Raw genomic sequence first — 16,016 nt, 5'->3', positions numbered from 1 at the left:
GACGCCTTATGAATCACACACGCAGCCCATGAATCAAACAGGAAGCAAAACCGCCCCCCGCCGTACCCAGGCAGAACGCAGTCAGACCACCCAGCGCAAGATCATCAAATCCGCCATACGGCTGCTACAGAAGGTTGGATTTCAGCAGACCAATCTGCAGGAAATTGCGCGTGGTGCCAAAGTCACGCTGGGGGCGGTTCAGCATCAGTTCGGCAGCCGCCAGGCGCTGATGGAGCAGGTGGTCGATGAAATCATGGCGCCGCTGGCGGCTGCGGGCGCAGGCTGGCCCGAAGATGCCGCGCAGCTGCCGCTGGAGCCGCGCGCTCGCGAATTCGTGCGCAGGGCCTGGCAAACCGTCTATGCCCAACCCAGCTATGTGGCAACCTGGAGCATGTTTTTCGGCTGCAAGAGCACACCGCTATTCGAGCGCATCAACGCGCACCGCTCCCAGCATGACCCCGCCTCCTTCGAACACTTCGTGGAGGTTTTCCCGGAAATCGCCGAGCGCCATCCTCAGCCCAGCCACTTTGCATCTGTGGTGTTTGCTGCGCTGCGAGGCCTGGCCGTCATGCGCCTGTTCGAGATAGACGATGCAGCAGCCGAACATCAGTTGGAGGTGATCTCCCAGATGATCGTGAACGCAGGCACGATCAACCAGGCTTGAGCCGCGGGCAGCAGCGGCTTTCGCACCCTGAACAAGCCAGGTCCATATTCAGCCAAAGTGGCCTGAAACCATTTCTGTACAAGCGCCTCACGCTATCAAATATGGGAACCAACCTCAGGCTGTTGACCGACGCCCCCAGTTCATCACGGCTGTACCCAGCACCGCCATGGCGCCGCCGAGCACCATGGAGCCTTCAATACTCTCGCCCAGCAACAGGGCTGAAAGCAGAACGCCGATCACCGGCACCAGCGTGATATAGCCCGAGGCGGCACCCGCGCCCAGCGATTTGACGCCCGCGAAGTACCAGGCATAGGCCAGAGCCGTGGAGCCATAGGCCATGAAGACCATGGCAGTCCAGGCCGTGCCACTGGCCTGAAATGCCGCAGCCAGCCCCTGCGGGCCTTCCAGCACCAGACTGGTGGTCAGAAGCAGCAAGGCACCGAAAATGGAAGTCACGGTGGTCGCAGCCAGCGCATCCACGCCTGCCAGCATGGCGCGGCCGATCAGCGTGTAGCAAACCCAGCAGGCCACGCAGCCCAGAATCAGCATCTCGCCCACCCCTATTGTTCCGCTCAGCAACTGCATGGGATCGCCATGCGAGATGACCACCACGGCGCCGCAGGCCGCCAGCAACATGCCCAGTGCAATGGTGATGTTGATGCGCTCCTTGAACAGCCACACGGCGAACGCCAGCGTGACCACCGGATTGAGCGTGATGAGCAGCGCCGCCTTGCCCGCAGGCAGATGCTGCAGACCCGTGAGGAAAAAGCTGGCGTAGCCGAACACCCCGGTCGCGCCTGCGGCAAACATGCCCAGCCAGGTCTTGACAGACCAGTGCCGGAGAGCTCCCAGCCCGCCGGAGAAATACAGCCAGGGCAGCAACAGGGTCGCGGCCAGCAAAAAGCGCAGCGCCGATGCCGCCAGCGGCGGCATGTTGAGCGCCAGAATGCGGCCTGCCGGCCAGGAAGCGCCCCACATCAGGGCCATGCCCAGCAGGCGCAGATGTGCGCTCATCAAAGAGCTCTTGACGGATTCGGAAGTCATGAAGATGGCAATAAAAAAAGCCGCGGCCATTCGATCGCGGGCAGCGGCTCAGATCAGGGATCTGAAGACCCAATATACCCGCTACGGGCGTATAGGCCGCTCTTTTTTTCAGTGCGCAGCGCTATGTCTGCACATGCCCCAGCATTGCCGCATGCTTGTGCAGCGCGTCGCGCACCAGAGGCCGCAGCTGCGCGGCTTCGGAAGGCTCGTTCAAGGCCGCCAGAATGCGAAGCCGCATGCGCGGCTCCCAGAACTTCTGGATATGCTGGGCAACACCGTCGAGCGCCTCGTCATGCTCGGGCATGGCCTCGAAGAACTCGGCTATGCGATTGGCCATGCGGATCAGGTTGTTCACATCCATCACTGACCTCCCATCTCCAGCTGCGCCGCGGCCAGATGACCGAGCTGCTGGTCGTTGAAACGCCTGTAGCCCTGCTGCCAGCTTGAAGGCTGGGCCACGGGCAATACCTGCACGGCCGTCACCTTGTACTCGGGGCAGTTGGTGGCCCAGTCCGAGCTGTCGGTGGTGATCACGTTCGCGCCCGACTCGGGGAAATGGAAGGTGGTGTAGACCACACCGGGCTGTATGCGCTCGGTCACCGTGGCGCGCAAAACCGTCTGGCCGGAGCGGCTTTCAATGCCCACCCAGTCGCCATCGCGGATGCCGCGATCCTGTGCGTCATGCGGATGAATCTCGAGTCTGTCTTCACCGTGCCACTGGCTGTTGGCCGTGCGCCGCGTCTGCGCCCCCACGTTGTACTGCGAGAGAATGCGCCCCGTGGTCAGCAGCAGCGGAAAGCGCTGCGTGACCTTTTCATCGGTGGCAACGTACTGCGTGATGATGAAGCGGCCCTTGCCGCGCACGAACTTCTCCTTGTGCATGATGGCCGTTCCCGCCTCTTCGGTGCTGTCGTTGCACGGCCACTGAACGCTACCCAGGCGCTCGATCTTCTCGTAGCTCACGCCTGCGAAAGTGGGGGTCAGCTCCGCAATCTCGGCCATGATTTCACGCGGATGGCCGTAATTCATGGGGTAGCCCAGTGCCTTGGACAAGAGCTGCGTCACCTCCCAGTCGGCATAGCCGGCCAGCGGCTGCATGAGCTGGGTCACGCGCGAGATACGGCGCTCGGCATTGGTGAAGGTACCGTCCTTTTCCATGAAGGACGATCCGGGCAGGAACACATGGGCGTACTTGGCGGTTTCGTTGAGGAAGATATCCTGCACCACCACGCACTCCATGGCCGACAGCGCTGCCGTCACATGCTGGGTGTTGGGGTCGGACTGCACGATGTCCTCGCCCTCGCAGTACAGACCCATGAAGCTGCCTTCCAGCGCGGCCTCGAACATATTGGGAATGCGCAAGCCCGGCTCGGGACTGAGCTTCACGCCCCAGGCGCCTTCAAACTCGGCTCTGGTGATGCTGTCCGAGATATGGCGATATCCCGGCAGCTCATGCGGAAAGCTGCCCATGTCGCAGGAGCCCTGGACATTGTTCTGCCCGCGCAAGGGGTTCACGCCCACACCTTCGCGACCCACATTGCCCGTGGCCATGGCCAGATTGGCAATGCCCATGACCATGGTCGAGCCCTGCGCATGCTCGGTCACTCCCAGGCCGTAGTAGATGGCCGAGTTGACCTGCCTGCCTGCCGGATGATCCATCGCCCCTCGCGCATACAGCCGCGCCGCGCCGCGTACCAGCTCGGGAGCCACGCCGGTGATGTCGGCCGTGGCCTCGGGCGAGTTCTCCGGCCTGGCAACGAACTCCTTCCATTGCGCAAAGGACTTGGCGTCGCAGCGCTCGTCAATATAGGCATCGGCCAGCCAGCCCTCGGTGACGATCACATGGGCCAGCGCCGTGATCATGGCCACATTGGTGCCGGGCTTCAGCTGCAGGTGGTAGTCGGCCTTGACATGGGGCGAGTTGACGAGCTCGATCTCGCGCGGGTCGATCACGATCAACCCGGCGCCGGCACGCCGGGCGTCGCCACGCAGCCGCTTTTTCATGCGCGAGCCAAACACCGGATGCGCCGTCGTGGGATTGGCGCCGATCACCATGATCACATCGGAGTGCTCGACCGACTTGAAGGTCTGCGTGCCTGCCGACGTGCCATAGGTCTGGCCCAGGCCATAGCCCGTGGGCGAGTGACAGACGCGCGCGCAGGTATCGACATTGTTGTTGCCGAAGGCTGCGCGAATCAGCTTCTGCACCAGATAAGTTTCCTCGTTGGTGCAGCGCGACGAGGTGATGCCACCAATCGAGTCCCTGCCGTGCTTGGCCTGGATGCGGCGGAATTCGCTGGCCGCATGACCAATGGCCTCCTCCCAGCTCACTTCGCGCCAGGGGTCGGTGATCTTCGCGCGGATCATGGGCTGGGTGATACGATCCTTGTGCGTGGCATAGCCCCAGGCAAAACGCCCCTTGACGCAGGCATGGCCTTCGTTGGCCTTGCCGTCCTTCCAGGGCACCATGCGCACCACCTGCTCGCCCTTCATCTCGGCCTTGAAGCCGCAGCCCACGCCGCAGTAGGCGCAAGTCGTGATCTCGCTGTGCTCGCTCTGGCCCAGCTCGACCACGGTCTTTTCCTGCAAAGTGGCCGTGGGGCATGCCTGCACGCAGGCGCCGCAGCTCACGCAGTCGCTGGCCATGAAGCCGTCGCCCTGGCCTGCCGTGATGCGCGACTCGAAACCGCGTCCGCTGATCGTCAGCGCAAACGTGCCCTGCGTTTCCTCGCAGGCGCGCACGCAGCGATTGCAGACAATGCACTTGCTGGGGTCGTAGTTGAAATAGGGATTGGAGGTATCGACCTCGACCCTGGCTTCGCCCTTGAAGTGGTTGGCTCCGTCCATGCCATAGCGCACCTCGCGCAGACCGACCACTCCGGCCATGTCCTGCAACTCGCAGTCGCCGTTGGACGAGCAGGTCAGGCAGTCGAGCGGGTGGTCCGAGATATAGAGTTCCATCACGCCCTTGCGCAGCTCCTGCAACTGCGAGCTCTGGGTGCGCACCTTCATGCCCGCTTCGGCAGGCGTGGTGCAGGACGCAGGAAAGCCCTTGCGCCCCTCGATCTGCACCAGACACAGACGGCAGGAACCAAAGGGCTCCAGCGAATCCGTGGCACAGAGCTTGGGCACCTTGATGCCGCCATCGACGGCGGCGCGCATCAACGATGTACCCTTGGGCACGGTGACCTCCCGGCCGTCGATATGCAGCGTGACCAGTTCCTCGGACAGGCTGGCAGGCGTTCCGCAATCGGTGTTCTTCAGATGTTCCAGCATGGCGCTCTCCTCAGGCGGGGTTCATGGTCTGCACGGGCTCGATACCGAAGTCCTGCGGATAGTGCTGCAGCGCAGAGCGCACTGGATAAGGGGTCATGCCGCCCATTGCGCACAGGCTGCCGTGCTGCATGGTGTCGCACAGGCTCTCGAGCAGCGCCACATTGGCAGCATGCTCGGAGCCGCCTTGACGCGTGATGCGGTCTATCACCTCAATCCCTCGCGTGGAGCCGATGCGGCAGGGCGTGCATTTGCCGCAGGACTCGATGGCGCAGAACTCCATGGCATAGCGCGCCAGCTGCGCCATATCGGCGCTGTCGTCATGCACGACCAGCCCGCCATGGCCGACCACATTGCCTTTTGCGGCATAGGCTTCGTAGTCCAGTGGATCATCCCAGTCCTCGGGAGCCACATAACTGCCCAGCGGGCCGCCAACCTGAATGGCCTTGACGGGCCGGCCGCTGGCCGTGCCGCCGCCAAAGTCCTGCACCAGCTCGCGCAGCGTGAGGCCGAAAGCTTTTTCCACCAGCCCACCTTGCGCAATATTGCCTGCCAGCTGGAACGGCAGCGTGCCGCGCGAGCGGCCCATGCCATAGCCCTGATAGAAGGCCGCGCCCCTGGCAAGGATGATGGGCACAGTCGCCAGCGTGATCACGTTGTTGATGACCGTGGGCTTGCCGAACAGGCCTTCGATCGCGGGCAGCGGCGGCTTGGCACGCACAATGCCACGCTTGCCTTCGATGCTCTCCAGCATGGCGGTCTCTTCGCCGCAGACATAGCTGCCCGCGCCCTTGCGCACCTGCAGATAGAACGCCTTGCCGCTGCCGGCCACATTGCCGCCCAGCCAGCCTGCGGCACTGGCACGTGCAATCGCCTCGTTCAGCACCGCAATCGCATGCGGATATTCGCTGCGCACATAGATATAGCCCTGAGTCGCTCCCACGGCCAGACTTGCGATCGCCATGCCTTCGATCAGGCAGAACGGGTCGCCCTCCATCAGCAGGCGGTCGGCGAACGTGCCCGAATCGCCTTCATCGGCATTGCAGGCAATGTACTTCTGCGGCCCTGTTCCCGCACTTTCTGCAGCCGCAACGGTCTTCCATTTGATCCCCGCCGGAAATGCCGCCCCGCCACGACCGCGCAGGCCGGAGTCCAGCACCTGCTGGACGATGGCTTCGGGTGCCATGGCCGCAGCGGCCCTGAGGCCTTGCCAGCCGCCCTGTGCCTCATAGTCCCGCAGACTCAGCGGATCGATGATGCCCACGCGCGCAAAAGTCAGGCGCTCCTGCCGTGCCAGATAAGGCATCTGTTCGGTCAGCCCATGGCATAGCGCATGGGGCTGGCCCTGCAGCATGCCGGCGTCCAGCAGCCCCGGCACGTCGGCCGCCTGAACCGGGCCGTAGGCCACGCGGCCCTGCGCAGTCTCGACTTCGACCAGGGTCTCCAGCCACAGCAAGCCGCGCGAGCCATTGCGCACCAGCTCCACCGCCAGGCCTCGCGTCGCGCACTCGCGCTGCAGCGCCTGGCCCACCGCATCCGCGCCCACGGCCAGGGCTGCGGCATCGCGCGGCACATAGATGCGCGTGGCAGCAACAGCTTCACGCTCGATAGCTGGCTTCGGTTCATCTGCCTTGGTTTCAAGCTGCTTTTGCTGAATTTCCTCCAGCAGGGCATCGAGCCGGTCAGCAGTCATCCGTGCATGGACTTCGCTCTCGTCGACCATCACGGCCGGCGACTGGGCACACAGCCCCAGGCAGTAGACAGGCTCCAGCGTCACGCTGCCATCGGCGCTCGTGCCATGGGCCTGGCAGCCCAGTGTCTCTTGCGCATGGGCAAACAGTGCATCGCCACCACGCGACTTGCAGGCTTCGGCCCGGCAGACCTGGATCAGCGTCCTGCCGTGCGGCTGCTCGCGCAGATGTGGGTAATAGCTGACAACACCATGGACCTCGGCACGCGAAAGATTCAGGGCCTCGGCAATGGCGGGCACCGCAGCACGGGGGATGAAGCCCAGCCTGTCCTGCAGGGAATGCAGCAGCGGCAGCAAACCACCTGGTTCCTGGCCAAAGCTTGTCAGACAGTGCGTCAGGGCGTCCTGCTGTTCGAGGCTGAGCAGCGGCGCAGACTCCTGCGGCTGCGCAATAGGGTGATGGGGCATGGGGCGACCTTGTTATGAGGGCGCACCAGCGCCCTTTGTCTCATGCCGTATTTCAGCCCCGGCCGTATCTCAGGTCAAATTCTTTGAATTGATGAAGCGATTCAAATTGCAAATCAACGCACGGCCCCGGCAAAGCTCGCACATTGCTGACGCCAGGCCTGGGATTGCATGAGCGCAAGGGCGGCCTGCTGCGCGCGGGTCGCCTGATCCTGCGAAGGGGCCAAAAAAGCGATGGCTGTCTGCACCTTGGGCGCAATCAGAGGGCGCACCGAGATCCGGTCCGATTCGGGCAACGTCGCCACCAGCGCACCGGGCAGCACGCTGTGCAGACCGCCTTCGGTCACGGCCAGCATCAGGCTCAGCACGGAATTGGTCTCCATGGCCGCACTGACCCCGCAGCCTGCCGCCATGAAGCTCTGATCCACAATCAGCCGGTTATGCATGTCCGGCGTCAAAAGACATAGCGGCAGCCTGGCCGCCTGAGACCATTTCACAGGCTTCTGGCTCTGCTCTGCCGCCGCAGGACTGAGCAGGAAATAATGCTCCTGATACTGCGGCCAGACGGAGATGCGAGCGCTGCGCGCCGCACGGCTGCCCGACTCCAGCCTTTCGCTGTAGCCCAGGGCCAGGTCCAGCGAGAGATCTTCGAGTCCGGTTTCTATCTCCAGCGAGCTCATGGAGAGAACCATGGGCGTGATGCCCGGGTGCTGGACCCGCAGCAGCGCGGCAAAGCGCGTCAGCATGGGAATCGCCGTAGGCACGGCAGCCATGCGCAACTGCCCTTTGAGCTGGCCGGCTGCGGCGCTCAGATCCTGTCTCAGCGCCTCCTCGGCTCTGAGCATGGACAGCGCCGTGACCAGCACCTGCTCGCCCTCGGCGGTCAGTCCGCCAAACACGCGACCGCGCCTGACGATGACGGCACCGAACTCGTCCTCCAGCGCCTTAAGCGCATTGGACAGTGCAGGCTGCGTGATATGACAGGCCTGCGCCGCCCTTGCGAAATGGCGGTGCTCGTTAAGCGCCACCAGATAACGCATGGAGGTCAGAAGGTTCATCAGGTATTGCTGCTGACCGTGATCGTGGGGAACTTGCTGGAGAAGTCCTTGGCCTTGAGAGCCACCTTCACGGCCAGATCGCGCGCCACCTTTTTGTAGACCTGGGCAGCTTCGCTCTCGGGCTCGGCCACCACCGTGGGCTTGCCGCTGTCGGCCTGCAGACGGATCTGCAGCGACAGGGGCAGCGCCCCCAGATAGTCGATGTTCTGCTCGCTGGCCATCTTCTTGCCGCCGTCGGCTCCAAAGATATGTTCGACATGGCCGCAATTGGTGCAGACATGGGCGGCCATGTTTTCGACCAGGCCGAGAATCGGCACGCCGACCTTCTCGAACATCTGAATGCCCTTCTTGGCATCGATCAGGGCGATGTCCTGGGGCGTGGTCACCACCACGGCGCCCGTCATGGGCACGCGCTGGGACAGCGTCAGCTGGATGTCACCGGTCCCGGGGGGCATGTCGACCAGCAGATAGTCCAGATCCTTCCAGTTGGTCTGGCGCAGCATCTGCTCCAGCGCCTGGGTGGCCATGGGACCGCGCCAGATCATGGCCTGGTCGTTGTTGACCAGCAGCCCGATGGACATGACCTGCACGCCATGGTTCTCCAGCGGCTCCATGGTCTTGCCGTCATGGCTTTCGGGCTTGCCCGAAACGCCCATCATCATGGGCTGGCTGGGGCCGTAGATGTCGGCGTCCAGAATGCCCACTCGGGCACCTTCGGCGGCCAGCGCCAGCGCCAGATTGGCCGTGGTCGTGCTCTTGCCCACGCCGCCCTTGCCGGAGGAGATGGCGATGATGTTCTTCACGCCGGGCAGCAGTTGCACGCCGCGCTGCACGGCATGCGAGGCCACCTTGGTGGTGATGTTGACCGAGACATTGCCCACGCCCGCCACAGTCCTGGCTGCAGCGATGAACTGGCTGCGCAGCTCAGGATGCAGGCTCTGGGCCGGATAGCCCATTTCCACATCGAACGAGACGTCGTCACCGGCAATCTGCAGATTGCGCAGGGCGCGCGTGCTCACAAAGTCCTTGCCAGTGTGCGGATCAAGCACGGTGGCCAGCGCGCTCAGAAGCGCTTGTTCTGTAACAGCCATTGGATTTAGTTTTCCAGAGGTTTCTTCAATGAGGGATAGTCTAGCGAAGCTGTCCAACCCCTGTGCACAGGAGACAATGCAGCCCTTTGCCCAAGATTTGAGAGACAGCCCGTGAAATTGAAGATGGCCGAAAATTCCCTGTTCGCAGTCCTGATGCGCTCGCGCTGGTGGATCAGCTTTGCGATCTGCGCTGCGGTGGTGTTGGTGTCGCTGGCAGTGTTCCCCAAAGACATTTCGCCTTTTGCCGCCCTGGGCGCCTTCCCGTTCTTCGTCGTCGGCTGCATTGCCTGCTACAGGCAGCTGCGGGCCCCCAGCCCGGCAAGGCTGGAGCAGATTCAGCAGGTGATCGCCGAGCAGTCCTGGGCCGACTTCAGCGCACAGTTGCAGACGGCCTGGCAATCCGAAGGCTATGAGGTTCAGCGCCTGAACCAGGCCGGCGCCGACCTGCTGCTGACGCGCAACGGTCAGACCAGCGTGGTCGGCGCGCGCCGCTGGAAAGCCGCCGCCCATGGCGTGGAGCCGCTGCGCGAGCTGCAGGCCGCGCAGCACAAGCTCAAAGCCGATCTCTGCGTTTACGTGGCTCTGCAGCCTCTGGGCGAGAATGCCGCGAGCTGGGCCGCGCAGAATCAGCTGGTGGTGCTGGATGCCAAGTCCATCGCCACACTGATTGCCAAGAACCAGAAAAAGAGCTGACAGCCGCCGCAGACTGTCCCCAGGGCCGCCGCCGTCCCGCTCGACGGCCCGGCCCACCTACCGCCCGCGGCCCAATCCGGGCACACTGCAGCCATGGCGGCAGTTCAGTTCTCTCCCACCCTCCCACCCAGTCTTGCCGAAGCAGAGCGGCAGAGCTCCATAGGCCCTAGCTCCAGCATCGGGCTGACCGGCCTGTTGCTCAGCGGCGGCGGCGCCCGGGCTGCCTACCAGGTCGGCGTGCTGGCCGCCATCGCCGAGCTGCGCCGCGCTCGCGGTCTGCAGCATGGCCCCAATCCCTTTCCGGTACTGGCAGGCACATCGGCAGGCGCCATCAATGTTGCAGCCCTGGCTTGCCATGCCGATGCCTTTGACAGCGCAGTGCGGCGCATGCTGCATGTCTGGGGCCATATGCATACCGAGCAAATCTACAAGGCCGACTCGCTCAGCGTGCTGCGCAGCGGCGCACGCTGGCTGACGCTGTTGTCGCTGGGCTGGGCGCTGGCCCGCTGGAGCCGCATGCGCCCGCGTTCGCTTCTGGACAACGCTCCGCTCAAAGCCCTGATGAACAGCGGCCTCATGCCTTTCGAGCGCATTCCACAACTCATCGACAGCGGTCATCTGCACGCCCTGGCCATTACCGCATCCAGCTACAGCAGCGGTCAGCACATCACTTTCTTTCAGACCCGCGAGGCCTTGAGCCCCTGGGTGCGCGACCAGCGCAAGGCCGTGCAGGCCCTGCTGAGCGCCGATCACCTGCTGGCCTCGTCGGCCCTGCCCTTCATCTTTCCAGCCATGCCGCTGCCCATGGACGGACATCTCGAGCATTTCGGCGACGGCTCCATGCGCCAGACTGCGCCCCTGGCACCAGCGATTCATCTAGGTGCCAGCAAACTGCTGGTCGTCGGCGCAGGCAGACGCCACGAGCCTGTGAACAGCCAGCCGCAGATCGATGCCAGCTATCCCACTCTGGCCCAGGTGGCCGGGCACGCGCTGTCCAGCATCTTCCTGGACACGCTGGCTGTGGATATAGAGCGTGCCGAACGCATCAATCACACGCTGAGCCTGATTTCGCCGGCCGAGCGCATCCACAGCCGGCTGCGCCCTATCGAGGTACTGGCCATCACCCCCAGCGAGCGCATCGACGATATTGCCACGCGCCACATCGACAAGCTGCCGCTGCCGGTGCGCACCCTGCTGGCCACGCTGGGCGTGCGCGCCGGCACGGGCAACCCCATGCGCGATGGCGCGCTGGCCAGCTACCTGCTGTTTGAGCAAGGCTATACCCGTGAACTGATAGCACTGGGCCGCAAAGACGCGCTGGCCCGAAGTGAGGAGCTGTGCGCCTTCCTGGATTGGCCTCAAGAATGTAACAAATGTTAATGATGCGAAAGGAGCCTGGCAAATGATGCGTGAGACACTTTGCATGACCTTCATCATCGTTCCGACAACCGCCTAGTGACTCCATCCTCGCAGCCCATCCGCGCTTCCAAATCGCTCAAGCTTTCGCTGATCCTGCCTTTTGTTGCACTGATTGCGCTGCTGACATCGGCCCTGGGCATGCTCTGGTACTGGACCGGCAGCAACACGGTGTCCGCCTTGTCAGAGCAGGTGATGCAAGAGAAAGCCGAGCGCATCGCGCTGATCGTGGATCGCCACCTGTACCCGTCCAGCGCAGTGCTGGAGGCTGCGTTCCCCAGCGGCCAGCCCGTCGCTGCCGATATCAGTGACCATATCCCCGACCTGATCTCCCGGCTGTGGGTGGCGACCTCGCTGCATACCCGACCCAATGACTATGTGTACTACGCCAATATCGCGGGCCAGGGCATTGCTCTCAAGCGAGTGGCTCCAGAACTGGGCCAGTTGCGCCTGAAGACTCAGCCCGGCGAGCACCGCAGCTACTTCAAGATCGCCGGCATGCCTGCCGAGCCGATCTACGAATCCACCGAAACCAATCTGTTCGAGCCGCGCCAGCGCCCCTGGTTCAAGCTTGCCGCGGAGTCGGCCGATGTAATCTGGACTCCTGCCTATATCGACTTCAGTGCCAAGGACCTGGTGCTCACGCGCGCACGCCGCATTCTCTCCAGCAAGAGCAGTCTCGAGGGTGTGGTGGCCACTGATATTTCGCTTCGCGCGCTCAACGAATTCGTCAACCAGTTGCACCTGAGCGAACATGGCCGGGCCTTCATCATCGAGGCCGACGGCTCCCTGATCGCAGCCACCGGCATGCCCAACATCCACCAGCGCGAAGACGGCAAGCTGGAGCGCATGACCGCCGCCAACAGCCAGGACCCGCTGATTCAGGCGGTGTACGAAAAAATCCAGGGCGCCTTCCAGTCCTCGCTGTCCAGTGACGGCCCCGGCACGGCGCTGCTCGAAGATGACAGGCACAACCATATTCGCATTGCCTACCGGCGCCTGAGCAATGGAGCCGGTCAGGACTGGATGGCCGTGGTGGCCGTGCCGCACAAGGACATGCTGGCCGGCGTCTACCGCCATATGGCCCTGGTGGGCAGCCTGGGCCTGCTGGCCCTGGTCGTGGCCGTCGTCATCGGCACCCGCATCTTCGGTGCCGTGGCCAACGATATGCGCTCGCTGACCCGCGCCGTGCGCCGCGTCGGCCAGGGCGAGATCGACACGCCGATCGAAGTGCAGCGCCGCGATGAAATTGGTGAGCTGGCCCACAATTTCCACCGCATGCGCCACAGCCTGTTTACCGATCCACTGACCGGAGCCAGCAACCGCAGCGCACTGCAGCATATTCTGACCACACTCACCCGCCCCCTGCCCGGCCAGAACATGGCCGCCCCGTTTGCCCTGCTGTTTGTGGACCTGGACCGCTTCAAGCCGCTCAATGACCGCTGGGGCCATGACAACGGCGATCTGGCACTGGCCGAGATCAGCCTGCGCCTGCGCAATCTGCTGCGCCCCGACGATGTCGTTGCCCGCCTGGGCGGTGACGAGTTCATCCTCATCCTGCGCGGAGTCAGCGACGAGGAGCAGGTTCAGGCCGTGCGCCTGAAGATAGAACATGCGCTGCAGCAGCCGCTGAGCACGCTGCAAGGCATTCCCGAGGGCGAAGCCGTGACCGTGGGCGCATCCGTAGGGCAGGCCCTGTATCCCAGGGATGCGCAGGATGCGCAAAGCCTGCTCAAGGTGGCCGACCAGGACATGTACCGCAACAAAAGGCCTGCAGTGAGCTGAGTGCAGCCTCGGCTATCGCTTCCAATTTCAGAGCTTCTGACGCTTTATATTCATGGAATTAACGTTGTTTTCATATTGAAAACAATATGGAAGCTGCGTAACCAGCTACAAAAAACAAAGCAACTACCGTTCCCGAACGAACTCGGCGGGTGCCGCCGCAAAACCCGCGCCCGCAGCCTGGAGCCAAGCCCTTCTAGAATGACGGGTTCTCTGTGAAAGCTGTTTCCTCATGACCGCACGCAAACTATTCGTCACCACCGCCCTGCCGTACGCCAACGGCAACTTCCACATCGGCCACATCATGGAATACATCCAGGCCGACACCTGGGTGCGTGCGCAGCGAATGCAGGGCAATGCGGTCAACTTCGTGGGCGCCGACGACGCCCACGGCGCCCCCATCATGATTGCCGCAGAAAAGGCCGGCAAGACGCCCCAGCAGTTCGTGGCCGACATCGCCGCCGGCCGCAAGCAGTATCTCGACGGCTTCCACATCGCCTTCGACAACTGGAGCAACACCGACAGCGCCGAAAACCACGAGCTGTCCAAGCAGATCTATCTGGACCTGAAAAAGGCCGGCTTCATCGAAACCCGCACCATCGAGCAGTTCTTCGACCCCGAGAAGAACATGTTCCTGCCCGACCGCTTCATCAAGGGCGAATGCCCTCGCTGCCACGCCAAGGACCAGTACGGCGACAACTGCGAAGTCTGCAGCTCGGTCTACGCGCCCACCGACCTCATCAACCCGTTCTCGGCCCTGTCGGGTGCCACGCCGGTGATGAAGTCGTCCGAGCATTTCTTCTTCAAGCTCTCGGACCCGCGCGCCGTGGAGTTCCTGACCGAGTGGACGCAGAACGGCAAGCATGTGCAGCCCGAAGTGGCGGCCAAGATCAAGGAATGGTTCGGCGTGCGCACCAACCCCGACGGCTCGACCAGCGAAGGTCTGGACGACTGGGACATCAGCCGTGACGCGCCTTATTTCGGCATCGAGATTCCCGATGCGCCGGGCAAGTACTTCTATGTCTGGCTGGATGCGCCCGTGGGCTATCTGGCGTCGCTCAAGGAGCTGCTCAACAAGCGCGGTGAGGACTACGACGCCTACATGGCCGATCCCGATCTGGAGCAGTACCACTTCATCGGCAAGGACATCATCACCTTCCACACGCTGTTCTGGCCTGCGATGCTCAAGTTCAGCGGCCGCAAGACGCCGACCAGGATCTGCGTGCACGGCTTCATGACCGTCAACAACGGCGAGAAGATGAGCAAGAGCCGCGGCACCGGCCTTGATCCGCTCAAATACCTGTCGCTCAAGATGAACCCCGAGTGGCTGCGCTACTACCTGGGCGCCAAGCTCAACGGCAAGAACGAAGACATCGACTTCAATCCCGAAGACTTCATGCTGCGCGTCAACTCCGACCTGATCGGCAAGTACGTCAACATCGCTTCGCGCGCCGCAGGCTTCATCAGCAAGCGCTTTGACGGCAGGCTGGGCGTGGTCAGCGAAGACGGCCAGGCCCTGCTGGCCGCGCTGCGCGAGCAGCAAGCCGCCATCGTCGCCGCCTACGAAGGCCGCGACTCGGCCCGCGCTGCACGCGAGATCATGCTGCTGTGCGACAAGGTCAACAGCTATGTGGACGCCAACAAGCCCTGGGAGCTGGCCAAGAAGGAAGGCATGGATGCACGCCTGCACGATGTGTGCACGACCTGCATCGAAGCCTTCCGCATCCTGACCATCTACCTGAGCCCCATCCTTCCCGGCGTGGCCGCAGAAGTCGCCAACTTCCTCATCGTGCCGCCCGAGAGCTTTGCCGACGTGGTCAAGCCCCTGGGCGCAGGCCACCAGATCGGCGTCTACCAGCATCTGATGCAGCGCGTCGATCCCAAGCAGCTCGAAGCCCTGTTTGAAGCACCCGCCGGTCAGGCAGCCCCCGCCGCCGAACCCGCCAAGGCCGAGAAAAAGGCCGCCAAGAAGGCCGAGCCCGTGATCGACCCCAACGCCCCCGGCGGCGAGCCGCTGGCCGAGACCATCAGCATCGACGACTTTGCCAAGGTCGATCTGCGCATCGCCAGGATTCTGGAATGCAAGTCAGTCGAAGGCTCGACCAAGCTGCTGCAGCTGACGCTGGACGTGGGCGAGAAGGACGAGAACGGCCAGCCCAGGACCCGCAATGTGTTCAGCGGCATCAGCAGCATGTACCAGCCCGAGCAGCTGCAGGGCAAGCTGACGGTGATGGTCGCCAATCTGGCACCGCGCAAGATGAAGTTCGGCCTGTCCGAAGGCATGGTGCTGGCCGCCAGCCACGCCGACGAGAAGGCCCATCCCGGCATCTATGTGCTAGAGCCCTTCCCCGGCGCCATGCCCGGCATGCGGATTCATTGATCTCATGATCCCCCCTGAGCCGCCTTCGGCGCCTTACCGCCGGGGGGACGACAGCCTCGCGGCGGGGCGGCGGGGCCGCCTTAGGCCCTTGCTCGGTGTCTCCTCGCGGGGACGTGCCTCATCAGGCTCCTACGGCTTCTGGCTGGCTGGAGCTTTTTTATGCCTGGCGCTCTCGGGCTGCACCGTGATCGCCGTCACCGGCACCGCCATCAGCGTGACGGCCGGGGCCGTGGGTCTGGCCGCCGATGCCGCCATCGGCACAGCCAAGATCGTGGGCAAGGGCGTGGGCAAGGCAGCTGACGCCTTGATGGATGACGACCCGCCCGATACCAGCGGCGTGAATATTCGCTACCGCGATCCGTCGGCCACCGCTCCCGCAGCGGCAGAAATGCCGGCAACGACCGCCAGCCCCACACCTGCCACGCCCTCTGACGGACTGCCGCCGCAAAACTAACGAACC

The 16,016-nt window shown here is 63.5% G+C and carries 12 protein-coding genes; 6 read left to right on the top strand and 6 right to left on the bottom strand.

The genetic code is table 11. The features are described from left to right. Nucleotides 1–28 precede the first annotated feature (28 nt). Entirely contained in the window at nt 29–664 is a 636-nt protein-coding gene (locus tag CTATCC11996_RS02655) for a TetR/AcrR family transcriptional regulator (RefSeq protein WP_003072746.1), read from the top strand. A gap of 114 nt (nt 665–778) precedes the next feature. Here the strand turns inward: CTATCC11996_RS02655 and CTATCC11996_RS02650 are convergent, their stop codons facing one another. From CTATCC11996_RS02650 to apbC, 6 genes are all read right to left on the bottom strand, one after another. Then, complete coding sequence (locus CTATCC11996_RS02650) at nt 779–1,708, bottom strand: DMT family transporter (protein ID WP_172590561.1); 930 nt, start codon at nt 1,706–1,708, stop codon at nt 779–781. A 121-nt stretch (nt 1,709–1,829) separates the two neighbouring features. Continuing rightward, nucleotides 1,830–2,069: a formate dehydrogenase subunit delta gene (locus CTATCC11996_RS02645; protein ID WP_003072741.1), complete on the bottom strand. Its 240-nt coding sequence runs from the start codon at nt 2,067–2,069 to the stop codon at nt 1,830–1,832. Continuing rightward, nucleotides 2,069–4,984 (bottom strand): formate dehydrogenase subunit alpha, encoded by a 2,916-nt coding sequence (gene fdhF, locus CTATCC11996_RS02640; RefSeq protein WP_003072739.1) that lies wholly within the window; start codon nt 4,982–4,984, stop codon nt 2,069–2,071. Before fdhF ends, CTATCC11996_RS02645 begins: the two co-directional genes overlap by 1 nt. 10 nt (nt 4,985–4,994) lie before the next feature. Further along, a complete protein-coding gene (locus tag CTATCC11996_RS02635; protein WP_003072737.1) occupies nt 4,995–7,139 on the bottom strand; it encodes a formate dehydrogenase subunit gamma in 2,145 nt (714 codons plus the stop codon). A 113-nt stretch (nt 7,140–7,252) separates the two neighbouring features. Continuing rightward, nucleotides 7,253–8,194 carry a LysR family transcriptional regulator gene (locus CTATCC11996_RS02630; RefSeq protein ID WP_003072735.1) on the bottom strand — a complete coding sequence of 314 codons (942 nt, stop codon included), beginning with the start codon at nt 8,192–8,194 and terminating at the stop codon, nt 7,253–7,255. After that, complete coding sequence (gene apbC / locus CTATCC11996_RS02625; protein ID WP_003072732.1) at nt 8,194–9,285, bottom strand: iron-sulfur cluster carrier protein ApbC; 1,092 nt, start codon at nt 9,283–9,285, stop codon at nt 8,194–8,196. Before apbC ends, CTATCC11996_RS02630 begins: the two co-directional genes overlap by 1 nt. Before the next feature lie 123 nt (nt 9,286–9,408). Between apbC and CTATCC11996_RS02620 the strand changes: the two genes are divergently transcribed. The 5 genes from CTATCC11996_RS02620 to CTATCC11996_RS02600 all read left to right on the top strand — a co-directional run bounded on the left by CTATCC11996_RS02620 (nt 9,409) and on the right by CTATCC11996_RS02600 (nt 16,010). Beyond that, the gene (locus CTATCC11996_RS02620; protein ID WP_003072730.1) at nt 9,409–9,978 is read left to right on the top strand and encodes a restriction endonuclease; all 570 of its coding nucleotides are present in this window, start codon (nt 9,409–9,411) and stop codon (nt 9,976–9,978) included. A 93-nt stretch (nt 9,979–10,071) separates the two neighbouring features. Next, nucleotides 10,072–11,358 carry a patatin-like phospholipase family protein gene (locus tag CTATCC11996_RS02615; protein ID WP_003072728.1) on the top strand — a complete coding sequence of 429 codons (1,287 nt, stop codon included), beginning with the start codon at nt 10,072–10,074 and terminating at the stop codon, nt 11,356–11,358. 75 nt (nt 11,359–11,433) lie between these two features. Then, complete coding sequence (locus CTATCC11996_RS02610; protein ID WP_003072726.1) at nt 11,434–13,179, top strand: sensor domain-containing diguanylate cyclase; 1,746 nt, start codon at nt 11,434–11,436, stop codon at nt 13,177–13,179. A gap of 229 nt (nt 13,180–13,408) precedes the next feature. Further along, nucleotides 13,409–15,556 (top strand): methionine--tRNA ligase, encoded by a 2,148-nt coding sequence (metG, locus tag CTATCC11996_RS02605; RefSeq protein ID WP_003072725.1) that lies wholly within the window; start codon nt 13,409–13,411, stop codon nt 15,554–15,556. Nucleotides 15,557–15,560: 4 nt separating this feature from the next. Continuing rightward, entirely contained in the window at nt 15,561–16,010 is a 450-nt protein-coding gene (locus CTATCC11996_RS02600) for a hypothetical protein (protein ID WP_223305733.1), read from the top strand. Nucleotides 16,011–16,016: the final 6 nt, after the last annotated feature.

Origin of the sequence: Comamonas testosteroni ATCC 11996, from assembly GCF_000241525.1 — a bacterium.
Lineage (GTDB): Bacteria > Pseudomonadota > Gammaproteobacteria > Burkholderiales > Burkholderiaceae_C > Comamonas > Comamonas testosteroni.
Note: the sequence above shows the minus strand (reverse complement) of the source record. Positions and strands in the feature narration are given on the sequence as shown.